20 protein-coding genes are annotated in these 22093 nt (G+C 49.2%); 10 read left to right on the top strand and 10 right to left on the bottom strand.

Annotated elements, in window-relative coordinates; translation table 11 throughout:
• Nucleotides 1–3: 3 nt before the first annotated feature.
• The 3 genes from dnaX to BZJ18_RS10270 all read right to left on the bottom strand — a co-directional run bounded on the left by dnaX (nt 4) and on the right by BZJ18_RS10270 (nt 3187).
• On the bottom strand, nt 4–2109 hold the full coding sequence (gene dnaX, locus BZJ18_RS10280) for a DNA polymerase III subunit gamma/tau (protein WP_077456500.1): 2106 nt from the start codon (nt 2107–2109) through the stop codon (nt 4–6).
• 77 nt (nt 2110–2186) lie between these two features.
• The gene (gene apt / locus BZJ18_RS10275) at nt 2187–2732 is read right to left on the bottom strand and encodes an adenine phosphoribosyltransferase (RefSeq protein WP_077456498.1); all 546 of its coding nucleotides are present in this window, start codon (nt 2730–2732) and stop codon (nt 2187–2189) included.
• Nucleotides 2733–2770: 38 nt separating this feature from the next.
• Nucleotides 2771–3187 (bottom strand): YbaN family protein, encoded by a 417-nt coding sequence (locus tag BZJ18_RS10270; protein WP_077456496.1) that lies wholly within the window; start codon nt 3185–3187, stop codon nt 2771–2773.
• Between the two features lie 422 nt (nt 3188–3609).
• Here BZJ18_RS10270 and BZJ18_RS10265 point away from each other — a divergent pair, with 422 nt between their 5' ends.
• Nucleotides 3610–3984, top strand: a complete 375-nt coding sequence (locus tag BZJ18_RS10265) for a hypothetical protein (protein WP_077678158.1) — start codon at nt 3610–3612, stop codon at nt 3982–3984.
• 114 nt (nt 3985–4098) lie between these two features.
• Here the strand turns inward: BZJ18_RS10265 and BZJ18_RS10260 are convergent, their stop codons facing one another.
• Both BZJ18_RS10260 and BZJ18_RS10255 read right to left on the bottom strand, forming a co-directional pair.
• Nucleotides 4099–4746 (bottom strand): YccT family protein, encoded by a 648-nt coding sequence (locus BZJ18_RS10260; RefSeq protein ID WP_077456492.1) that lies wholly within the window; start codon nt 4744–4746, stop codon nt 4099–4101.
• 103 nt (nt 4747–4849) lie between these two features.
• A complete protein-coding gene (locus BZJ18_RS10255; protein WP_077456490.1) occupies nt 4850–5812 on the bottom strand; it encodes a porin in 963 nt (320 codons plus the stop codon).
• 521 nt (nt 5813–6333) lie between these two features.
• Between BZJ18_RS10255 and dinG the strand changes: the two genes are divergently transcribed.
• The 6 genes from dinG (at nt 6334) to BZJ18_RS10225 (ending at nt 12957) form a co-directional block, all read left to right on the top strand.
• The gene (gene dinG, locus BZJ18_RS10250; RefSeq protein WP_077456488.1) at nt 6334–8406 is read left to right on the top strand and encodes an ATP-dependent DNA helicase DinG; all 2073 of its coding nucleotides are present in this window, start codon (nt 6334–6336) and stop codon (nt 8404–8406) included.
• A 15-nt stretch (nt 8407–8421) separates the two neighbouring features.
• On the top strand, nt 8422–9195 hold the full coding sequence (locus tag BZJ18_RS10245) for a sulfite exporter TauE/SafE family protein (protein ID WP_077456486.1): 774 nt from the start codon (nt 8422–8424) through the stop codon (nt 9193–9195).
• Between the two features lie 15 nt (nt 9196–9210).
• The gene (locus tag BZJ18_RS10240) at nt 9211–9765 is read left to right on the top strand and encodes a primosomal replication protein (RefSeq protein WP_077456484.1); all 555 of its coding nucleotides are present in this window, start codon (nt 9211–9213) and stop codon (nt 9763–9765) included.
• Nucleotides 9766–9848: 83 nt separating this feature from the next.
• Nucleotides 9849–10754: a histone deacetylase family protein gene (locus tag BZJ18_RS10235; protein ID WP_077456482.1), complete on the top strand. Its 906-nt coding sequence runs from the start codon at nt 9849–9851 to the stop codon at nt 10752–10754.
• Between the two features lie 9 nt (nt 10755–10763).
• Nucleotides 10764–10949, top strand: coding sequence for a DUF2496 domain-containing protein (locus tag BZJ18_RS10230; protein ID WP_077456480.1), 186 nt, complete (start codon nt 10764–10766; stop codon nt 10947–10949).
• Nucleotides 10950–11526: 577 nt separating this feature from the next.
• Entirely contained in the window at nt 11527–12957 is a 1431-nt protein-coding gene (locus BZJ18_RS10225) for an alanine/glycine:cation symporter family protein (RefSeq protein ID WP_077456478.1), read from the top strand.
• Nucleotides 12958–13038: 81 nt separating this feature from the next.
• Here the strand turns inward: BZJ18_RS10225 and BZJ18_RS10220 are convergent, their stop codons facing one another.
• From BZJ18_RS10220 to BZJ18_RS10205, 4 genes are all read right to left on the bottom strand, one after another.
• Complete coding sequence (locus BZJ18_RS10220; protein WP_069591341.1) at nt 13039–13242, bottom strand: hypothetical protein; 204 nt, start codon at nt 13240–13242, stop codon at nt 13039–13041.
• 145 nt (nt 13243–13387) lie between these two features.
• Entirely contained in the window at nt 13388–14119 is a 732-nt protein-coding gene (locus BZJ18_RS10215; RefSeq protein ID WP_077456476.1) for a 3'-5' exonuclease, read from the bottom strand.
• A gap of 9 nt (nt 14120–14128) precedes the next feature.
• A complete protein-coding gene (locus tag BZJ18_RS10210) occupies nt 14129–16006 on the bottom strand; it encodes a DUF294 nucleotidyltransferase-like domain-containing protein (RefSeq protein ID WP_077456474.1) in 1878 nt (625 codons plus the stop codon).
• Nucleotides 16007–16183: 177 nt separating this feature from the next.
• Nucleotides 16184–17800 carry a BCCT family transporter gene (locus BZJ18_RS10205; protein WP_443216505.1) on the bottom strand — a complete coding sequence of 539 codons (1617 nt, stop codon included), beginning with the start codon at nt 17798–17800 and terminating at the stop codon, nt 16184–16186.
• Between the two features lie 642 nt (nt 17801–18442).
• Between BZJ18_RS10205 and BZJ18_RS10200 the strand changes: the two genes are divergently transcribed.
• Both BZJ18_RS10200 and yjjG read left to right on the top strand, forming a co-directional pair.
• Complete coding sequence (locus BZJ18_RS10200) at nt 18443–19666, top strand: NupC/NupG family nucleoside CNT transporter (protein ID WP_077456470.1); 1224 nt, start codon at nt 18443–18445, stop codon at nt 19664–19666.
• A 143-nt stretch (nt 19667–19809) separates the two neighbouring features.
• Nucleotides 19810–20493 (top strand): pyrimidine 5'-nucleotidase, encoded by a 684-nt coding sequence (gene yjjG, locus BZJ18_RS10195; protein ID WP_077456468.1) that lies wholly within the window; start codon nt 19810–19812, stop codon nt 20491–20493.
• A gap of 67 nt (nt 20494–20560) precedes the next feature.
• On the opposite strand, the gene BZJ18_RS10190 is transcribed toward yjjG, so the two are convergent.
• Nucleotides 20561–20866 carry a hypothetical protein gene (locus BZJ18_RS10190; RefSeq protein ID WP_077456466.1) on the bottom strand — a complete coding sequence of 102 codons (306 nt, stop codon included), beginning with the start codon at nt 20864–20866 and terminating at the stop codon, nt 20561–20563.
• Between the two features lie 370 nt (nt 20867–21236).
• On the opposite strand from BZJ18_RS10190, the gene BZJ18_RS10185 reads away from it, so the two are divergent.
• Nucleotides 21237–21731 carry a fasciclin domain-containing protein gene (locus tag BZJ18_RS10185; RefSeq protein ID WP_077456464.1) on the top strand — a complete coding sequence of 165 codons (495 nt, stop codon included), beginning with the start codon at nt 21237–21239 and terminating at the stop codon, nt 21729–21731.
• Nucleotides 21732–22093: the final 362 nt, after the last annotated feature.

Raw genomic sequence — 22093 nt, 5'->3', positions numbered from 1 at the left:
GTTCTAAATTGGTCGAATGCTGTCTTCATCCAGTTCCGCAGCAAAACGCTGAAGAATAAAACCGACATTCGGATCATTATGCAAGCTCTGTGTCGCCTGCGCTAATTTTTGTTGATAGAGATGTTCTCGCCACTCCAATGGCGTTCGCCCGCTATCGCCTAAATGGACTTCCAATGTTATGGGGGCATTTAGGGCCTGAGACAAGGCCTGTGCGAGCTGTTGTTGTGCTTTTTCTTTATTGAGGTGAGCCTGATCAGGACGTAAGGTCAACACTACCGTATTGCCCTCACGCACCATCGACGCATTCAGTGCCATTTGCTTCACCAAGCGCGGCACCGCCAAACTGTCTGCCAACGCACACCAGTGATCCTCCGCGTTCGCTTCTTGGACAAGCTTATCCCGCATCGCTGGTGTTTTTTCATGCTCTAGCGCCTTTTTCAGCGCATTTGGCGTTAAATGCGTGGCTGTTTCTTTCTCGGGCTGCGGTTGAGTCGGCGTCCATTGATAAGGCTCGTCAGACACCGGCGCCGTTTCAGCCGTTTTTTGATGAGACAATGCCGCCGGCGCTTGCTCAAAAGATGAGTCGGACACCGGCGACGCAGGCTGGGTATTCGCAGTAATACGATCCAGCACTGACAACGCATCTTGCTTGGCCGATGTCCGTTCAGTCTTTTTTGGCGTGTTATCCGTCTGACTCGATTGACGTTTCATACGACTACGAAGTTGATTCCGCGCCTGAATCAAACTGGATGCCGCAGATTGAGGGGTAGCCTGTGCTTCCTCCGCCCTATCCGGCTGCGTCGACGCTGGCTGTTGCACCTGTGGCTCAGGTTGTGATTGAGGTGGCGCCGATTGGGGAGCTGGYGCAGTCTGCTCCCTTGGAGCCGATGTAGCTTGCTGCACCTGCGCTTTTAACGCCCCAATCGCCTGAGACGGATTGGTGTGCGGTTTCTGAGTCGCAGCCTGTTGCCTTTGAGGAGCTTGGGTCGGCACAGAAATCGCCTTGGGTTCATAGGGGACAGTTTTGACCGGTTGGAATGCCAACATCCGCAACAACACCATTTCCAGCCCCGCACGTCCATCAGGAGCATACGGTAAATCTTGACGACCCTGCAGCGCCATTTGATAGCACAATTGCACATCTTGGGGCGATAGTCGGGTCGACAGTGCATGCAAGCGTGCTTTGTCCGGTGACGCCTCGCTATGCGTATTAGGTAACGCTTGCAGTAAAGCGATTTGATGCAGTTGCCCAGCCAGCTCTTTGAGTAAACCGTCCCATTCAACACCTATGTGAGCAATCTGCTCTAAGGCACTCATCAGCTCCACCGCATCATGGTTAACCAGCGCCTCAAGCAGCATCAATGCGTGATCGGTACTCAGTGTACCTAGCATGTCGCTAACCGATGCCGTAGTAATTTGGCCGTTGCCTAGCGCAATCGCTTGGTCGGTTAAGCTCAGAGCATCACGCATGCTGCCTTCAGCCGCGCGAGAAAGTAGCATCAACGCACGCGATTCAGCATCTACGCCCTCTTGCACCAAAATGGTTTCTAACTGGGTTTGAATTTGGCTGGCATCGAAATGCTTTAAGTGAAATTGCAAACAGCGTGACAGGATAGTCACCGGCAGCTTTTGCGGATCCGTCGTGGCCAATAGGAATTTCACATACTCAGGCGGCTCTTCCAGCGTTTTGAGCAGTGCATTGAAACTATGACGAGACAACATATGGACTTCGTCAATCAAATACACCTTATAGCGACCACGCGCGGGCTTGTACTGAACGTTATCCAGTAACTCACGGGTATCTTCAACCTTGGTGCGAGATGCCGCATCGATCTCTAATAAATCGACATAACGCCCTTCATCAATCTCTCGGCACGTTTGACACTGACCACAAGGTGATGAAGAGACACCTTGCTCGCAATTCAGCCCCTTGGCAAAAATACGCGCGATGGTGGTTTTACCTACCCCACGGGTACCGCTAAATAAGTAAGCATGATGCAAACGGTCGTGGTCAAGTGCGTTGGCAAGCGCAGTCAGTACATGTTGCTGCCCTGCCACGGTATCAAAGCTATGTGGCCGCCATTTACGTGCGAGTACTTGATAACTCATGTTTCTCGGCTTCCTATTTGAATATCCAATGAGGCGGAGCGTAACAAGGGCGCACAGCGCCCCAGTATGGAGAGAGACTAGTGACCGTCAAATTGGCACAGGCTGAATACGTTAACACCCATTTGGGCAAGTTTATCCTCACCACCAATATCGGGTAGGCTGATGACAAAGCCCGCATGCTTCACCTCACCGCCTAGACGACGCACAAGTTTTACTGTCGCCTCAATGGTACCACCGGTCGCCAGTAAGTCATCAATGACAAGCACGTTATCACCGCTGCTAATCGCGTCACGATGAATTTCTAGCGTGTCTTCGCCATATTCAAGTTGGTAGCTTTCACTAATAACTTCACGGGGTAGCTTACCGGGTTTTCGTACCGGGACGAACGGCAATTTCATCGCCAGTGCCAGTGGAGCGCCAAATAAAAAACCGCGCGATTCGGTACCGATGATTTTGGTGAACCCCATGTCACGATACTGGTTCGCGAGTGTATCTATGGTTGCCTGATAGGCGATTGGATCTTCCATCAAGCTGGTTACGTCGCGAAAAAGGATCCCGGGCTTTGGGTAATCAGGAATGGTTTTGATGCTTTGTTTAATGACATTCAAGCTGTCGTTGCTCATGGCCAATACTCGCCGGTAAAAAAACGCAAACCGCAATGTTATGAATTTTCAGCCGAGGCGGCAACAGATTCTGTCTCGGGCAGACGGAGAAACCAGCATAACAGCACAATTAAGCAAATTAGCAGCATGACTTTTAGCCAAGCAAAGCTGACGATATAAATAGAAAAAGTGAAACTGGCCAGTATCATCACGGTGGCCCGTATTTTTACCTTACGGCTAATGGCGCGTTTTTGATACCAATCAGTCAAGATAGGCCCAAAGGTAGGATGTGCATGCAGCCAGTTAGCAATACGAGGCGAACCACGCATAAAGCAGCCACTCGCGAGCAGTAAAAACGGCGTCGTCGGTAGCACCGGTAAAAAAATACCCGCTGTGCCTAAACCGACCCACAGCCAACCAAGGCTATTCCAAAGCCAGCGCCAACGGGGGGAAGAAGATGGCAGTGAGTGTTGCATGCTGTGGTCTCGCAAAGTTCTGGCCTGACAGTGAAATGAAACACATTAACAAGTGTAGTGACCCTCACCCGGCCAGTACAGCAAAATACTGCATTTAACCGCTGAACGCGGTCCACCAGGATAATTAACGACCAAACAAAATACCCATCCAAGTCAGGCTTGCTGGCAAGGTGGGAATAAGGAGTACCAGTAAAAATCCAATGAAATACTTCAGACTATACGGCTCTTTAAAATCATGTTCCATTTTGTTATCTCTACTCACAACAACTTAACAACAGTGAAGCGCTACTATAGCTCAGCTTTCGAGCGCTAAAAACGGACCTTTTGTAAGGTTTTATCGCTATTCTTGATTTACATCAGGGTAACAAGTGGGGTGGGTGATCCATGATAAACGTCATTTCAGCCAATCAAGCGAACTGACCATGGATACAAAAACCCTCGCACAGCTTCGGCGTGAGCTCGAAACCGAGCAAGCGGAGCTGATCGCAACCTTAACCACTCGATTACGAGAAGATTGGGAAAAGGAATGCGATAATCTCAATGTGACTGACTTAATTAAAGAAAGTCAAAGCCTGCCAGGCGCGATTCGTTGCCTAGGCGATCGTTTGGAGAAAGTGGACGCCTCTTTGTGTGCCATGGATTTGGAAATCTACGGCCTGTGCGCCGATTGTGAGAGCCAAATACCGCTCAGTGATTTGATGCAAGATGCGGCAGAGCAACGTTGTCCTCAATGTCGTACATCAAATTATTACCATCACGATCCCGCGCAGCGTCGTGTTGCGACGGACCCTCACTAAATCGGTGATGCTGTGTCGGTCTACTTTCGCTTGTAGCCTGTCTCTCGCTGTTTAAGCGACGAACGCCCAGCTTTGGCTGGGCGTTTTTTTGCGTTTGCGTCAAACGAAGCCACATTATTCTTGGTCAATAATCCAGCGGCGGAAAGACTTGCGTTCTTGATCGCTAGCTTTGGTATACCAAAGTTTAAGTTGTGAGAGCGCATCGCCCTTGATGGATGCTTTGCCTTCCTCATCCACTTCGACCAAAACATCATTGAGGTTTTTGCTTTCACCTTGGTCGAAAATAATGCCATTGGCGCGGTTATAGTCTGCCACTAACGCTTCCATATTTGCGTAAGCAGCAAAACCGTCACCTTTAAGCTCAGTCGCGTTCAACGGCATCACCTCGCCACTCTCGAACTCCGCTTGCCATTGTGGGCCTGAAGCAAAATAGCTCGACGCTTGGCTTTGTACCGAAAGGCGGGTATCAATATCAATGGTGGCATCACGTCCATCGACATTAAAATCAAACACATAAGGGCGAGAGGTAAAAACAACATCTTTGCTGCCGCGCTTGACTTCCCCTTCGTAGCGCATCACTAACTGGTGTGTGCCATCGCTTAGTTCAACACTTTGCTGAGGTGCCCAGCTGTCAAATTTTACTTCGGTGCCATCAATCACTAAAAACTCGACCCCCCGTGCTGAGGTAATCGTTGCGGCCTGAGCGACACCTGACAACAGGGTGACACCCAACGCTAGTCCAGCCCATTTCAACTGCTTCATTATTCTTTTCTCACTGATTCGCCAAAACCATGAATAAAAAAGCCGCCCGAAGGCGGCTTTTTAAAACGAGTACTACATATTGTAGCGGTATTGTTAAGCTCGATTAGAACTTAACTTCCATACCTGCAACGTAGCCCCAGTCTTGCTTGTCACCGTCGTTGTCGCCTACTTCAGCGTAAACTTTTGCATTGCTGTGCAGTGCATAAGTTACGTTCGCGTAGTAGCCAGTCACGTCTTTGCCGCTGTCGTTGTCTTGGTTATCAACACCGATAGCAAAGGTAGTTTTGCCGTGGGTATAGTCAGCCGCTACTGAGAAGTAGTCAGTATCGGTTTTCTTAGAGCCAGTATCTACGGTGTTTACACCGTAAGAAGCCGCAAGACCTACGTTTTCGATACCTTTGTATTCGATTTCGAAGTTGTAGTTTTCTACGTCACCTTTTGAGTTGTAGGCGTAGTCATCATTGCCTGCGTTTGCAGCAGCATCATCTGCGTAGAAATAGTAAACACGCATATCGATGTCAGCAACACGGTAACCTAGACGACCGTCATAGATTTTGTACTCGTCAGTACCTTCTTTACCATCACTGTTTTGCAGGGTAGAGAAGCCTGCGTAGAAAGTGCCGTTGTCATAAACGTATTTGGCTACTTGATCACCCTCGGTACGCAAAGTACCGTTGTTCGCAGATGCAAGCTCGTAATCTTTGGTGATACCCATGTCATCGTTGATCAGCAGTTGACGACCGAAGGTGATAGTACCCCAGTTGCTGCCTTTAAAACCAACGTACAGCTCGTCATTTTTGGTGGTGCTGTCTTCGAATTTAAATGCGAAGTGACCGATAGCTGCTAGGTCGTCAGAAACTGCAACTTCAGTGTTAACCGCGAAGTCACCGTCATCTAGACGCCATTGACCGTCTTGGTTCTCACCGATAGCTTGGAAGTATTGAACTTCTGCTGCACCAGACGCGTCTACTTTAACGCCGTCTGCGTCATACAGGTTGATGCTTGCAGATGCTGAGCCAGCAGCCAGCAGAGCTGGAACTGCCATTGCTAGAATAGTCTTTTTCATGGTTAATCCACTGCCTTTTCTATTTAGTCATTATGAGTTCCTTCATGGAACTCTGTTATATGGTGGCTGTCATAATGCTGCGAAGAACAAAATGCCAGACCACTGAAACTTCGTGGCTAATCGTGCAGAACATTCTGGATTCTGTCAACTAGCCCGAAACCGCGCAAATCATAACCCACAAAACATAAAAAACAAACAGTTAGCCACCCCACCTGAATTAAGATCACAGTTTACGGTTACAAAACCAGCAAATTTGATGAAAGTTAACAACACAACAAAACAGATTAATATATCGATAAATCAACTTATAACCGTGAAATTCAGAATATATAACCAATCAATCACTTAAATCAGGTGTATTTCTAATCACAAGACAGATCAGCAAGATAGTGCAAATTGGTTCAATATAAATTCGTGATTGGGATCTCATTAATGTAAAGAAATCTTGCAGTTCGGGATCGTTTTCACGTTTTTGAGTCGTGCTATACTGCGCGCCATTCTCCCTTAAGCCGGACATATTGATGCTCAGCCCTGCCGTAAAATCAGACATCCGCGCCTGCTATCAAACCCTACAAGCGCAACTTCCCCATTTTGTCCCTAGAAAGGTACAAAACTATCTCGTGGCAGAGCTTGCAAAAACGCTAGCAGGCGATTACGACAACAAGCGCCGGCTATTTGTGGCGGAGGCGGGTACGGGTGTGGGCAAATCGATGGCCTATCTTATGGGGGCCATCCCCTTTGCGCTAAACAACAATAAAAAAGTGGTGATTTCGACCGCGACAGTGGCTTTGCAAGAGCAGTTAGCCAATAAAGACATTCCATTTTTTCGTCGCATCTGCCCAAAACCGTTTGATTTTATTCTGGCAAAAGGGCGTCAACGATATTGCTGTGCACACAAATTGAGTGCGGTGGCGGATACAGACAGCATCCAAGGCGCGCTGTTCACCCAAAAGCCCAAGCAAAACGAGCAACGGCTACTCAATGATATGTACTCGGCATTTAGCCGCGGAAAGTGGGATGGCGACCGTGATAGCTGGCCCAAGCCGATTGCCGATCATCTCTGGCAAGCCATTGCATCAGACAAACATACTTGCCACGCTGGGTTGCACGCTCATCGTCAGTGCCCCTTCGCTAAAGCGCGCGAGGCGATGGACAAAGCGGATGTCGTGGTCGTCAATCACAGTCTATTATTGGCTGATCTCGAGCTAGGTGGCGGGGTGATCTTGCCCGAGCCAGAGCAATGTCTTTATATGATTGATGAAGCCCACCATTTGCCGACGGTCGCGCGCGACTTTTCTGCCGCCAATGCCAGTTTACTCGGGGCGACTGGATGGCTGGAAAAGCTCAACCAAGCCACGGTTAAGCTCGGTAATACCGCGGATATGAAGCGCGCAAACCGCTTCGTGGATAGCTTATTAGACGCGATCCAAGTGCTGATCCCCACTTTACGCGACACCAACCAAATTATTAGTGGGTTACCCCTCAATGGGGATGGCTGCTACCGTTTTGTTGATGGCGAACTGCCTGACGCCTTGGTAGAACCCTGCCAGCAATTGAAGCAGGCGAGTAAAAAAGCCAACCAAAGCTTGGCGAAAATTCACGATTTGATCAACGAGCGACTGAAAGAAAATGACATATCGGCCAAGCTCGCCGACCCTGCGCTTGCGGAAAGTGCCTTTTTCTTACAACGGCTTGAGAACCTAGAAAAAGTCTGGTCACTGATGGCACAACCCAACGCAAACAAAGGTGCACCTCTCGCGCGCTGGGTACAGCGTTGCCAAGAGCGCGAAGATGACCGCTGGGTCCACGTCTCGCCGTTAGAAGTCGGCTGGCGTCTTGATCAAATGCTGTGGTCACGGGCAGCCGGTGTCGGGCTGTTTTCTGCCACATTGCGCGCACTCAATCGGTTTAGCTATTTTTGTCGCCAAGTCGGTCTAAGCGAAAGCGATGGCACGCGCTATTTGGCGTTACCCTCCCCCTTTGACTATGCCAATCAAGCAAGGCTGATAGTGCCTGCGATGCCCTGTGAGCCACAAGCAAAACAGTTCACCGATGTGCTTAGCGACAAAGTGCTTGAGTATTTGGAAGGCGAAACCGCATCACTGGTGCTATTCGCCTCCTATTGGCAAATGCATCAAGTGGCTAAAACCTTGGAGCCGCACTGTCGCCGTCATCAATGGCAACTACTCTGCCAAGGCACCCTGTCACGTAGTGCACTGTTAGATCAACACAAAGAGGCGGTTGCCGCCGGGAAAACCAGTATTATTTTTGGGACCGGCAGTTTTTCTGAAGGGCTAGATTTACCCGGCAAACTACTGACAAACTTGATTATTACCAAAATTCCCTTTGCTGTGCCCACCTCACCGGTGGAAGAGGCTCACGCCGAATACATTGAAAAATGTGGTGGCAATCCGTTTTTGCAAATTTCGGTTCCCGAGGCAAGTAAAAAGCTAGTGCAATCAGTCGGGCGTCTACTGCGCAAAGAGGAAGACTCTGGTAGAGTAGTACTTCTTGACCGGCGTATTATCACCCGCAGATATGGCCAATCATTACTCGACTCGTTGCCACCCTTTAAGCGCGTCGTCGAACAATAACTAGAAAGAATTCGCATGCTTGAACTGATTGACCTCTCTACCCTGATTATTTTAGGGCTTACGGCGTTTGTCGCCGGCTTTATTGATGCGGTAGCTGGCGGTGGTGGAATGCTCACTGTCCCCGCCTTGCTATCCTTAGGTTTGCCGCCACATATTGCCTTAGGGACCAATAAACTTGCCGCCACTTTTGCATCAAGCACCGCGGCCTTTACCTATTATAAAAAGCGGCTTTTTTCGCCTCGGTTTTGGCAACATGCCTTTTGGGCAACATTAATTGGTGCCACCTTAGGCACTTTGTTGGTCGACGTATTGAGCACCGAGTGGCTTGAAAAGGCGATTCCTTTGGTGGTGCTGATCGCTGCGGTTTATACGGTATGGCACCCTCAGCCCAAGGTCGATAACCATAAATTGCCCACGCCCTGCCCGAAGCTCCCCATTAAGCAATGGGGGCAAGGCCTCTCACTGGGCTTTTACGATGGGGTGGCAGGGCCTGGAACGGGCGCGTTTTGGACAGTCTCGACCATGTCGATGTATCGCATGAACATTTTGCTGTCATCAGGACTTGCCAAGGCGATGAATTTTACCAGTAACTTCACCTCCTTGGTTGCCTTTGCACTGCTGGGGCATGTTAACTGGGCACTCGGGCTAACCATGGGTGTCTGCTTAATGTTAGGCGCTTTTATTGGGGCCCATTCTGCCATTCGCTTTGGTAGTCGATTTATCCGTCCGATTTTTGTCACGGCCGTGGTCGTGCTCGCGGGTAAGCTTGCATTAGACGCATGGTTTTAAGGTAATTTAATCATCATGAAAGCCCAGCTCGAAACAATGCATCAGTTACTCGACCAACTGGCCAAGCGTGCCGCTGAGGTCGATAGACGTCGCGGAGAAGCAAACGCGCCTTTGTTCTCTATTCAGCTTTTTCAGTGCAAAGGCAAGCTGCTTACCCCTTGTGTAAACGAAGCGCAAGGGCTGCTTAATGTGATGCGACGCGACGACGAGCAAGGTCTATTGACCGAAGCAAGAGCGACACATATTTGTGAAACCTTATTGGCACAAATCAGTGCGCTGCAACGTGAGCTGGCGACGCTACCATTACGTAAACAAGAACATGCGACTCGTGGACGTCGCCGCCAATCCATAGGTGAACTTTACCAAGAGCTCGCGAAACACCAAGATTGGGAACGACGCTTGGAAGACAAGCTCAGAGATGCGAATGCCAGCGTCGATGCAGCAAGCACTCCGGCAGTCCGCCAAGACTACCAGAAGCAAGTTTTAGCCCTAGAGCAACGCTTAGCCCGATGCCGCCAAGCTCGCGAGCGTATTGAAAGTACCATCAGTTATCGTGAGCGCAAGACCTAGGAGCGCACGGGGTAAATCCGACATCATAGTAAATCTGTTACGGCATTAGCCAATACGCGCAAATCAGCACAAAGGAGCTTAGGGTGTTACCTCTGATTTACCATCCTATTTATTCTGACTTCCCGCTCCCTGAAGGTCATAGGTATCCCCTTCAGAAGTACCGCCTTCTATACGAGCGTCTCAGCGCATGCAACTTGCCAGTCACGTTCGACCAACCGACAGCGGCAGACCGTCGGGTGATCGAACCCGTGCATGACCACGGCTATATCAGTCACTTAATCAAAGGCGAGCTACCGCTGGCCAAAATGCGTCGAATAGGCTTTCCATGGAGTAAGGCCTTAATCACACGTAGTCTCACCTCGTTAGGCGGCACTACGTTGACCGTTGACCACGCGCTTGAGACCGGGCTTGCCATTCATCTAACCGGTGGCTACCATCACGCTCACTACGATTTTGGCAGTGGTTTCTGCTTATTTAATGACCTAATGATTGCGGCACGCCACGCATTGTCTCACCGTGGCATAGACAAAGTGTTAATTGTTGATTGTGACGTACACCATGGCGATGGAACGGCCGCGTTAGCGAAAGATCACCCGGATATCATCACGTTTTCAGTTCATTGTGAGAAGAATTTCCCCTCGCGTAAGCCGCCGTCGACAATCGATTTACCGTTACCTAAAGGCACCGGTGATGATGATTACCTCAGCGCGTTTTTGCCCTTGCTCGAACTCGCCATCGCGCAGTATCGTCCTGACATGGTCATTTATGACGCCGGGGTCGACATTCATCGGGACGATGCGCTCGGCTATCTCGATGTGTCAACAAACGGCATCTATCAGCGCGATCTGGGCGTACTCTCGTGCTGCAAGCACAACCAAATTCCTGTCGCGGCAGTCATTGGTGGCGGTTATCACGATAATCACGACACCCTCGTCCCACTTCATGAACAATTGATCCGTGCCGCGTTACACGTGACCGAAAAGCAATAAGGAGCCCTCATGAACAAAGAAGCATCCAACATCCCGAACGGCCTTGAGAACGCTCCCGATGACGTTAAGCTCGCCGTCGACCTGATTTATTTGCTCGAAAGTCATCAAATTGACATCGACGTTGCGCTGTCAGCCATTGATATGGTCAAAACAGACTTGCTCAATAAAAAAGGCAGCAGATCGACACAAAAATAGGCAGACATAGCGTGCTCGCTTCTTTCATGTGACGACATTTTCATCAAACCCACGTGTTTTTGATCACAATTTTACGCGCGCTGACATAGTCCGCCTTTAGTCGCTTTTAACGAAAATTTATGCAATATTGTATTTGACTAAATCGCGTAAGTTCAAGTAATTAGCATGAAAAGCATTACATTTTATTTACAGTCAATATCACCAAAATCAACATACCGAGCAGGTTGATTTTTAATCAAACTGCCCTTCTCATAGTGTTTTGTCTCACAAATATCGGTATTATCCGGTGCGCTTCGCGTTGTGTACCTACTCATTCAATCAAGGTGCATAACTAACGTGAGAGCACTCTGGCAACAGTCGAGCATGGATTCAAAATGCTGTTGCACACCACGCTGGTTCCACGTTAGGCCACCAACCTAACCGCCCCTCAAGATGGGGACCAGCTGTTCGCCTGCATGGACTGCAGTTAAGTCACATGGACAGTGGTTGTCGGCCTTGACGCTTGTCGTCACCTTTGCAAACACTCGACTTTTCAAGCTCAAGGCGTCTCCCAACAGACGAAAAACAGAGTTTTATGATGGAACTACTAGAAAACCTATTTGTGTCCATAATCGATACAGGTAACAGCCTCCTTTGGGGAAGCGTACTGATTTACTTATTGATTGGTCTAGGTCTGTACTTCACTGTACGTTCCGGCTTTATTCAATTCCGTAACTTTGGTCACATGTTCAAACTCATGGCCAATAGCCGCGATGGCGCCTCAGGCGGCATTTCCTCTTTCCAAGCATTTAGCACCAGCTTGGCAGCACGCGTGGGTACCGGAAACATGGCCGGTGTCGCTGTGGCGATTTACTTAGGTGGCCCTGGCGCTATCTTCTGGATGTGGTTAACCGCATTGGTCGGTATGGCCACCAGCTTTGTCGAGTCCACCCTCGCGCAAGCTTATAAAGTCAACCACAAAGACAACAGCTATCGTGGTGGTCCGGCGTATTACATTGAAAAAGGTCTTGGTCAGCGTTGGCTCGGTATCGCCTTCGCCGTGTGTCTGATTATTGCATTCGGCCTGGCCTTTAACGGGGTACAATCCAACTCAATTGCCGCTGCAATGAATACGGCATTTGGAGTCAATGAACTCGCAGTCGGGATCGCAATTACACTGGTCACCGCACCGGTCATTTTTGGTGGTATGCGCTCAGTGGCGCGTGTAGCGGAGCTTATCGTTCCGTTCATGGCACTTGCGTATCTTGCCGTGGCACTGTTTGTCGTTGCGATGAATATCGAGCAGCTTCCTGCCGTTATCTCGATGATTGTTAAGAGTGCGCTTGGCGTTGAACAAGCTGCCGGCGGTGCGATGGGTTATGCCATTGCCCAAGCAATGATGCAAGGTATCAAACGCGGCCTGTTCTCGAACGAAGCCGGTATGGGTTCCGCACCCAATGCCGCAGCAACAGCCACCACCAAGCCTAACCACCCTGCTGCACAAGGCTATGTACAAATGCTGGGTGTGTTTGTCGACACCATTGTGATCTGTACTGCAACCGCCTCGATTATCTTGATGTCTGGCATGCTCGACCCAGAGAGTGGTCTTACCGGCATTGCACTGACTCAAGAAGCGTTGGTGAGCCAAGTGGGTGACTGGGGTGCAGGCTTTATTGCCATTGCAATTTTGTTGTTCGCTTTTACGTCTATCATTGCGAACTACTCGTATGGTGAATCTAACATCGAGTATATCTTCAAGTGTCGTAAAGCCATCACTTTGTACCGTATCGCGGTTCTCTCTATGGTATTGGTGGGGTCAATTACTGACTTGCCGTTGATCTGGAGTTTTGCTGACTTATCGATGGGTATGATGGCGGTGATCAACTTAGTGGCGATTGCGCTACTATCTGGCATTGCGTTTGCGTTGATGAAAGATTATGAAGACCAACGCCGAGCGGGTAAGAAGCCAACGTTTGATCGTACTAAGTTCCCGAAACTGGACAAGCAAATCGATAAAGACGTGTGGTAACGACACCAATCTGTCGGTATCAACCTACAAAAACCACCGCTCAAGCGGTGGTTTTTTTATCGTTAAAGTAAGCGCGTATCATCACCAAGTGAGCCAATAGGCAATTAACAGCGCAAACACAATGCACGCACCAGCATAAAAGCCCAACTCAATTTTACGTGCCGTCATGTCTTCCGCCTCTTCAGGCTTTAACGTGAGTCCCCAGTATGCAAAGCCAATGCCTGATGACAACAACAACACCCCAAGGCCAAACACGAGCCCTTCTACTGCATGGATAAATGTCATGTGCTTTCCTCTGATTATCAGTCGCCGGTGTTGTAGCACATTATTATTGCACTGAAAACCAGCACGCGACGTGCTATCACCTATAAACAGGTTTACGAACCATCCGCGTCTACGGCTCAATAACAAAGCGATAGCCGTCTAGACCTTAGCTCCATACGTCGCTAATCGGTGTGTCAGGGGAAAAGTCGTGGGCCACTTGTGCTTGCAACAACTCTGCCGTGGCGATGGCATCGGTCAAGGCGTGATGACTTTGATAAAAAGGCAACTGATACCGAGTACGGCTATCGGCTAACCGAATCGACGCCAGGGGACGACGCATAATACGGTCCATCAAGCTGCGCTTCCCAGTACGGTGTTTCCGCGCCTCAAGCTCCATGGTGTCGACCATCGGAAAAATAATCCCTTCCCCTAAACGCTGCTTAATGGCACGGTCAAGGAACTCTCGCTCAATACGGCGGTAATGCACCACAACGATCGCACCGGCGAGCGCACTTAGCAGTGGTTCAATTACATGAGAAAAGTCTGGTGCATTCATAATGTCTGAATGGGTGATCCCATGAATAACAATCGAAGACTCTGCCAGCGGACGATTGGGATTCACAATCCAGTGCTGCGCCTGTTGGCAGCGAATGCGACTAAGGCTAAAAGGCACCAAACCAATACTGACAATGGCATCCTTTTCACTGTCTAGCCCCGTAGTTTCAAAGTCGAGTGCGACAAAGGGCACATCCTTAAGAGGCGTGTCTGGTGCTACCCAGCCTTGTTGATAAAACGCTTGTAGCGTTTCATGTTTCACCTGCTCACGTTTGGTATCCAGCATGGCTTGCCAGTCTACGTGTTGCGCCGGGGCTTTCTTTTTCAGATCCAAATGCAACATGCCCTCCCCTTATGACCGATTCGGCTGATAGCGGAATTTCAAGAACTTCTGAGCGTTACTTAAAATCTGGAATGCATCTTTGAGGTTACGGCGCTCAAAATCGGATAAATTCTCCGGTTCCACATTGTTATCTGGCTCACGTCCCGCTTCGATATCCAGCGCTTGGTGACGAATACGCACCATGGAAATAAACTCCATCGCATCTCGAAGGTCTGGCCCTCGGCCTTTGGGCAAGATCCCAGATTCAATAATGTCGTCTAAGCGCTCAAACGAGTTTTGTGAGCGCGAATCGATAGCTAATGCGTGTACACGGATAAGATCGGCTAATGGCGCTGTGCCGCGGCGTTTGAGGTTAATAGAGTTATTGTGTCGCCCATCTTGCTCCATCACGAAATCTTTAAAAAAGCCCAAGGGCGGTGTGCGATTTAAGGCATTGCGCGCCATTGATGCTAAAAAGCGATTATTGCGACGTGCACGGCGACCAATGAAGGCTTTGAGTTGTTCAGCCCAGTTGGTTCGACCATAGACACCATCTAAATCAAAGAAGATGTTGCTGTCGAGTAAAGAGCGTGGGCTCGGATTATCAATCCAATCGGCGAAGCATTGTTCCCACTCTTTCAGTGTTTTCCGCCACTCAGGGTTAGTCGCCATGATATTACCAGTACAATAGGTATACCCGCAGGCATCGAGCCCATCAGACACGCGCTTCGATAGTGCCTCAAAATACGCGTTATGCTCGTCGTGGTTGAAGCTATCGTCCAAGATAATGGCATTGTCTTGATCGGTCACAATCAGCTGCTCATCGCGTGCCATCGATCCCATCGCCAAAAAGCAATACGGGATAGGCGGCTCACCCAGTTCTTCTTCTGCCAACTCCAACAGGCGCTGCTTAAAACTGCGGCCAATCACAGACATCGCAGACCCTATCATGTGTGAGTTCGCGTCCTCATTGACCATGCGTACAAAGCAATCTTTGACTTGTTTCGCCAACACCACTAAATCGTCCACCGATTGTTGACGGAAAATACTGGCGACGAGGAACAAGCTGTTTTGCGATTCGTAACGTGCAATATCTGATAGCGCGACCACACCCAGTGGTTTGCCATGTTGCAGTACCGGTACGTGGTGGAGGTTTGAGCGCAGCATGGTGAGCATGGCTTCAAAGATGTAAGCATTATGATCGAGGGTGATCAGCTGGGGCGACATGATTTCTTGTACCGGTGTTTCATAAGGCAAGCCTTCTGCTAACACGCGATTACGTAAGTCACGATCAGTAATGATCCCCAGCACGGGATTGAAGCCGGTTTCGGGATCGGGCTCATCGCCCATCACCAAAATTGACGAGGCCTCTTCTTGCGACATGACTTGGGCTGCATGTTGTACCGAGTCGGTACTATCGATCATCACGGGGTCGCGAATAATCAGCTTCTTAACCTTGGACGTCGTCAGATCATTGGCTTCATTATGGCTCGATACCGCCTGACGTAATCGCGTCCGGTCTTCGACCTCGACAAAATCGGCAAAGTGTTCAAATTCATCAAACAAGCGGTTAAATGTCGCCTCAGGGATGAAGTACACCAAGGTGTCTTCGATCGCCTTGGCGGGCATACGCACCCGGTTGTTCATCAAAAGCCCCATCTGACCGAAGATATCCCCCTCGGCGATACGGTTGTACAAGGTGCCATTACGACGATACAGCTCGACAGCACCGCTACGGATCATGGCTAAATCATGAATCTCATCGCCGTAGGCAAAAATCGTCGTGCCCGCTCGGTGATAACTAATTTCGATGCTTTGCGCGACCTCAGCAACCACCTCTTCGGGAATCGATTCAAAAGGGGCGTATTGGGAAATAAATGTCGCAATTTCAACTTGTTCAGCTTCCATGATGCTCACCTAGCGTTGCGAGAAAGTGCAAGGGTATGCGATTGAATATTCACAATAGATGAAACCTAAAAGCTTAGTCTCACCCATCACATATCAAGGTTGTTGGTAATAAAAAAGGCAGTCCCGAAGGCCTGCCTTTTTCATCATAGCTAACTGTTAGTTACTTAGCACGTACAGTTACTTAGCGCGCGGCTCTGATGCTAACCCTTTGAACAAGGAAGCAGTCGCTACCAGTAGTACAATCGTGAACGGGAAGCCGGTTGAAACCGCCATCGCTTGTAGGGCAACCAAGCCACCACCAAGGATAAGCGCCACCGCAACTAGGCCCTCGAAAGACGCCCAGAAAACACGTTGTGGCACTGGCACGTTCACTTTACCGCCTGCAGAGATGGTATCGATAACCAGTGAGCCTGAGTCAGACGAGGTCACAAAGAACACGATAACCAGAATGATACCGATGAATGAAGTAATCGATGCCAACGGCAAATCATCCAACATTGCAAACAGTTTTAGTGACAGTTCAGCGTCTACAACTGCGGTGTAACCTTCGTTCACAAATTGACCAATCGCGGTGCCACCGAATGCGGTCATCCACAACACACAAGCAGCAGATGGGATCAGCAATACGCAGGTGATGAACTCACGCACTGTGCGGCCACGAGAAACACGCGCAATAAACATACCTACAAATGGGGACCATGAAATCCACCATGCCCAGTAGAACGAGGTCCAGCCTTGCGTAAAGTTGGCATCWTCACGTGCAAACGGCATAGACAGCGCAGGCAAGTTTTCAAGGTACGCGGCGAGGTTACCAAAGAAACCGGTCAAAATGGCTAGCGTTGGACCCACTGCAATCACAAAGATAAGCAGTAGCAGTGCGAGCAACATGTTCACTTCGGAGAGGCGTTTCACCCCTTTATCTACCCCAGCAACCACAGACAGGATGGCCATACCGGTGATACCCATGACAAGCAGCACCTCTGTGGTGTTACCCAGTGGCGTATCAAACAGATAGTGAAGACCAGCAGACGCCTGTGAGGCACCAAGGCCCAGTGAGGTCGCAAGACCAAAGAGAGTCGCGATGATCGCAAGAATATCGATCACGTGGCCGGTCCAGCCCCATACACGCTCGCCAAAGAGCGGGTAAAAGACTGAACGCATGGTCAAAGGCAAGCCTTTGTTATAGGCAAACAAGGCCAGACCTAGCGCCAAGACAGCGTAGATAGCCCAAGGGTGAAGACCCCAGTGGAAAATCGTTGCAGACATGCCTAGGCGTCGAGCTGCTTCAGCATCTCCGGCTGCAGCGCCTAACGGTGCCCAGTCGGTACGAATACCGTTTGCATCAACAGCGGTACCGCCCAATGAGGTTTGAAAGTGTGTTAACGGCTCTGAAACACCGTAAAACATCAAACCAATACCCATACCGGCGGCAAACAACATCGCAAACCAGCCCGCATAGCTATAATCCGGCTTAGCTTCTGTCCCGCCGAGACGAACGCGCCCCAAAGGTGACGCTATCAGCACTAGACAGGCGATAACAAAAATATTACCTGCAGAAAGGAAGAACCAGTCTAGATTCGAGGTCAACCAACCCCGAAGATCACCAAAAACAGGGCCGATTTGGTTTTGAAATGCCAAAGTGACAAATACARAGGCCATAATGGCCAGCCCCGAGACCATAAATACTCGGTTGTGAATATCAAAACCAAACGGGCCAAGTTTAACGGCCACATTATCCTGACCGACCTGGTAGTCAGTATCGATCGGGTTAACTTTCCCGTCCGGTTTCATCATATCTTCATGGCTTTTATCGCTCACGAGTTAACTCCTTAGTCCGTTTGTTCGGAAGCCTGTGAGTGTCGGTGGCCTGTGCGCTCAATTGGCCTTTTCATCGCAAAACGCGGATAAAAAAGTTGACCAGCAGCAAGAACCGCAACATCCACACAGTTCATTACCCTAACATAAATGCGTAACGATTTAATTAGGGCACTAACCAAATGTCGATTTTATAACCAGCTATTAATCAATATATCCACTAAAACCCCAGGCTACATGCGGCCTAGAACTCATTTGAACTCTTTATTTCAGAGCTATAAAGGATTGTGTCATACACTTTCCTCTTTCAGGTTTAGCGGAAATACGCCGTATCATAAAAAGAATTCATTGATAGTGCTCACAAAAAATACCTATGTTCACCAGCAAAACTTTTGATGGATCACAAAGACATCGTGAATAGCATGCGTCTGTTCAAGTACCTATCGTGAAGCCGCTCTGAGCTCGCACGACTCGCCTACGAGCACATAACCTCCAGGCCACAAAAATGCAAAATAATGCAACAATATGATTTATTCGTGACACTTGTCACACTGAGAAAAATAAGTACAATACCGCCGCAATCGTTTTCCATCCCAGTTTAACGTTTGCGGAGCAAGCATCATGCAATTTGGCATCGGCCTTTTGGGGATTAGCGTCCTCTTTCTAATCGCGATTGGATTTTCAGAAAATCGTCGTGCGATCAACTGGCGTACCGTCGGTGGCGCTTTCATTATTCAAATCGCCTTTGCCGGGTTTATTATCTCCGTCCCGCTTGGTCAGCGCATTCTGGCTAACGCATCAGAAGCCGTGTCCGCAATTATTAGCTTTGGCGATATTGGTGCTGAGTTTCTGTTTGGTGATCTCGCGAAATTTAAACTTGGCTTTATCTTTGCTTTCAACGTTTTACCAACTATCGTCTTTTTCTCCGCTCTGATCGCGGTGCTTTATCATTTAGGGATCATGGCTTGGATTATTCGCCTGATCGGTGGCGTACTAAGACGCGTACTCGGCACCTCGCGCACTGAATCGATGTCAGCCACAGCCAATATCTTTGTCGGATCAGTAGAAGCCCCTCTTGTCGTGCGCCCTTTTCTCGCCTCAATGACGCGCTCAGAATTATTTGCAGTCATGGTCGGCGGATTAGCCTCCGTGGCTGGAGGCACCATGGTTGGATACGCAGGCCTCGGTGTTGAAATGAAATACCTGATCGCTGCCGCCTTCATGTCTGCACCAGCCGGTCTAATGATGGCAAAAATTATGGTCCCGCAGACCGAAGCGCCTATCAGCCATACCCAAGCGCAAGCCGAGCAAGATAACCACGATAAGCCTGTCAACTTGATCGATGCAGGCACACAAGGTGCTCTAAGTGGATTACAAATTGCGATGGCAGTCGGGGCTAGCTTGCTGGCCGTGATCAGCATGATTGCGCTGATTAACGGCGGGTTGGGCAAACTTGGTCCGATGATCAATATGCCTCAGTTAAGTCTGGAATGGATATTCGGCTATGTGTTTGCACCAATCGCTTGGCTCATCGGCATTCCTTGGGGCGAAGCGATGACTGCGGGTACCTTGATTGGTAAGAAAATTGCGGTGAATGAATTTGTGGCGTTTGCTGATTTTATGAACCTAAAAGGTGCACTTTCTCCCCACAGCCAAGCCATTGTTACCTTTGCACTGTGCGGCTTTGCCAACCTCACTTCGATCGCGATGTTGATGGGCGGACTGGGCGGTATTGTTCCAGAGCGCCGAGGTGATATCGCCAAATTAGGAATGCGTGCCATTCTTGCCGCCACCTTAGCGAATCTGATGAGCGCAACATTGGCAGGGCTGTATCTGACTTTGTAACCTCAATCAGGCTAGATGGTTTTGCCATCACTCTGACGGTTCAGTGTTTCTCACCAAGGATGGTGAGTGCACAAAAAAGTCTCGAAGAGAAAGGACTTCATCTGTTACACTTCATTTACTTAACGTAAAGAGATGTAGTCATCATGCGGTATCCTTGGGTTCTTTTTGATGCAGATGAAACACTGTTTCACTTTGATGCGTTTGCAGGACTGCAACGCATGTTTTCACACTATGATGTCGATTTCGACCAGCACGCCTTTGCCGAATATTCAGAACTAAACAAACCTTTGTGGGTGCAATACCAAAATGGCGAAATAGACGCACACACGCTGCAAACCAAACGCTTTACCCACTGGGGAAAGCGGCTCAAGGTGGCTCCGACAACGCTAAACCAGCATTTTTTGGATGCGATGGCCGAGATCTGTGAGCCACTCCCAGGCGCAGAAGCACTGCTAAACGCGATTCGTCCACACGCACACATTGGTATTATCACCAATGGCTTTACCGCGTTACAGGATGTGCGCTTGGAAAAAACAGGGTTCAAGCCAGCCATTTCTACTCTCGTGGTATCCGAGCAAGTCGGTTTTGCCAAACCTGACCCTCGCATCTTCGAGCATGCATTTGCAAAAATGGGCCATCCACCTAAGTCTCAAATCCTCATGGTCGGCGATAATCCAATGGCCGATGTCCTCGGTGGCATGCGCGCAGGCATAGACACATGCTGGTTGAATCGCGACAAAAAGCCCCTACCAGAAGGCGTGACGCCTACCCACCAAGTGGACTCACTGCATGCACTCCAAGCGTGGCTCATGCCTGACAACGCCTAATCATAAAAAAAGAGAGCCAATGCTCTCTTTTTTGCTTTCCAACGATGTTTTTGCCTAGTGGGGCAAATTAGCTGCGGTCACCGGCAACAAAAGCGGCTTTTTCTGCTTGTTGACCTTGGTCGGTATTTGCAACATAAGTCACTGAACCACTGTTTTGGTCTTGGCTGTAAATGAATACACGACCTGATTCGTCAGTCACTTTGGTGTCCATGCTTTTTGAGCTGGTCACTTTCGCGCCTTTAACGGCTTGACCTTGTTCAGTCACTGATACCCAAGCACCGCCTTCTGCAGGTTGTACGTCAAGGTTAAGACCGCTCGCCATTACTGAGGTTGATGCGAGTGTCAGTGCAAAAATAGCTGCTAATTTTTTCATGGTTGCTTCCTCTCTCGTTGTCGATTGATTGTTATTAAATGCCAATCTCGGTGACTAATTGTCACCACAATGTCTCTATTTGAAGATTTTCTTTGCGACCTTTCGTCGCGGGACGAGAGAGAATGTACGCCGATAAAAGTGTGCTCACAATCACGGTTATGCGAATGACTTGTTCGAAAAATTGCACGTGATTTCGCGATCAATCAAGCGTAGAAGATCACAGATATGTGCCTATCCTTACCTCCAAAAGTGATCTTCTTTCTCCTTTCACCCGTTTTGCCAAGAGCCACGACATTCCTGAGCAGTCACTCACTGTCATTGCTGATGATGGTTTGGTGAGGAATGACCAATCGATGAAAAGGAGAGCAACATGCTAAAACGTACCTTCACGAAATTTGCGGTGACTGCCGCCCTGATTTTAGGAATGGGAAGCGCGATGGCTGCGCACCACAAAGGCGGCCACGATATTGTGGACACAGCTGCAAAAAATGATGACTTTTCTACCCTTGTCGCCGCCGTCAAAGCTGCAGGGTTAGTAGATACCCTCAAAGGAGAAGGGCCATTTACGGTCTTTGCGCCCACGAATGCGGCATTCGCTAAGCTGCCAGAGGGAACGGTGGACATGCTGCTCAAGCCCGAAAACAAGGATAAGCTGGTCGATATCCTCACCTATCATGTCGTACCGGGTAAGGTAACCGCAGAACAAGTGATGGGTATGTCGTCCGCCACGACGGCACAAGGCAGTGACATTATGATTAAGACCTCTTATGGCAAAGTTAAAGTCGATAACGCGACCGTGACCAAAGCCGATATTATGACGTCAAACGGCGTGATACATGTGATTGATACCGTGATCATGCCTTAGCGACCACGCTACTGAGCCTACGATTGTACAGATAGTGATTTGACCTGTGCGGTCAGTCGTCAGTGACAAAAAAGCCTGCTCCATGAGCAGGCTTCAGACTGCTGACAAAGGTCTAGCTTTCGAGCTAGACCTTTGATCTAATAGGAGTGTCGCAATAGGGATGCTCCGGTATGCTTCAAGAACCTTCTCCACACCAATATGAACTTGAAATGGTGACGATGGAACAACTTGTTCCCAAAGACCATCTTGTTCGTAAAATCGACCGTGCCATCGACTTCGAGAAATGGTGACGATGGAACAACTTGTTCCCAAAGACCATCTTGTTCGTAAAATCGACCGTGCCATCGACTTCGAGTTTATTC

This window comes from Salinivibrio sp. IB872, from assembly GCF_001995345.1.
Classification (GTDB): domain Bacteria; phylum Pseudomonadota; class Gammaproteobacteria; order Enterobacterales; family Vibrionaceae; genus Salinivibrio; species Salinivibrio proteolyticus.
Note: the sequence above shows the minus strand (reverse complement) of the source record. Positions and strands in the feature narration are given on the sequence as shown.

Bases quoted from the DNA above. Each gene is read 5' to 3' on its own strand.
- BZJ18_RS10225 (WP_077456478.1), top strand. From the start codon at position 11,527: ATGGAACTACTAGAAAACCTATTTGTGTCCATAATCGATACAGGTAAC.
- BZJ18_RS10255 (WP_077456490.1), bottom strand. From the start codon at position 5,812: ATGAAAAAGACTATTCTAGCAATGGCAGTTCCAGCTCTGCTGGCTGCT.
- BZJ18_RS10240 (WP_077456484.1), top strand. From the start codon at position 9,211: ATGAAAGCCCAGCTCGAAACAATGCATCAGTTACTCGACCAACTGGCC.
- BZJ18_RS10190 (WP_077456466.1), bottom strand. From the start codon at position 20,866: ATGAAAAAATTAGCAGCTATTTTTGCACTGACACTCGCATCAACCTCA.
- yjjG (WP_077456468.1), top strand. From the start codon at position 19,810: ATGCGGTATCCTTGGGTTCTTTTTGATGCAGATGAAACACTGTTTCAC.
- dinG (WP_077456488.1), top strand. From the start codon at position 6,334: ATGCTCAGCCCTGCCGTAAAATCAGACATCCGCGCCTGCTATCAAACC.
- BZJ18_RS10270 (WP_077456496.1), bottom strand. From the start codon at position 3,187: ATGCAACACTCACTGCCATCTTCTTCCCCCCGTTGGCGCTGGCTTTGG.
- BZJ18_RS10215 (WP_077456476.1), bottom strand. From the start codon at position 14,119: ATGTTGCATTTGGATCTGAAAAAGAAAGCCCCGGCGCAACACGTAGAC.
- BZJ18_RS10265 (WP_077678158.1), top strand. From the start codon at position 3,610: ATGGATACAAAAACCCTCGCACAGCTTCGGCGTGAGCTCGAAACCGAG.
- apt (WP_077456498.1), bottom strand. From the start codon at position 2,732: ATGAGCAACGACAGCTTGAATGTCATTAAACAAAGCATCAAAACCATT.
- BZJ18_RS10210 (WP_077456474.1), bottom strand. From the start codon at position 16,006: ATGGAAGCTGAACAAGTTGAAATTGCGACATTTATTTCCCAATACGCC.
- BZJ18_RS10260 (WP_077456492.1), bottom strand. From the start codon at position 4,746: ATGAAGCAGTTGAAATGGGCTGGACTAGCGTTGGGTGTCACCCTGTTG.
- BZJ18_RS10245 (WP_077456486.1), top strand. From the start codon at position 8,422: ATGCTTGAACTGATTGACCTCTCTACCCTGATTATTTTAGGGCTTACG.
- BZJ18_RS10200 (WP_077456470.1), top strand. From the start codon at position 18,443: ATGCAATTTGGCATCGGCCTTTTGGGGATTAGCGTCCTCTTTCTAATC.
- BZJ18_RS10185 (WP_077456464.1), top strand. From the start codon at position 21,237: ATGCTAAAACGTACCTTCACGAAATTTGCGGTGACTGCCGCCCTGATT.
- BZJ18_RS10220 (WP_069591341.1), bottom strand. From the start codon at position 13,242: ATGACATTTATCCATGCAGTAGAAGGGCTCGTGTTTGGCCTTGGGGTG.
- BZJ18_RS10230 (WP_077456480.1), top strand. From the start codon at position 10,764: ATGAACAAAGAAGCATCCAACATCCCGAACGGCCTTGAGAACGCTCCC.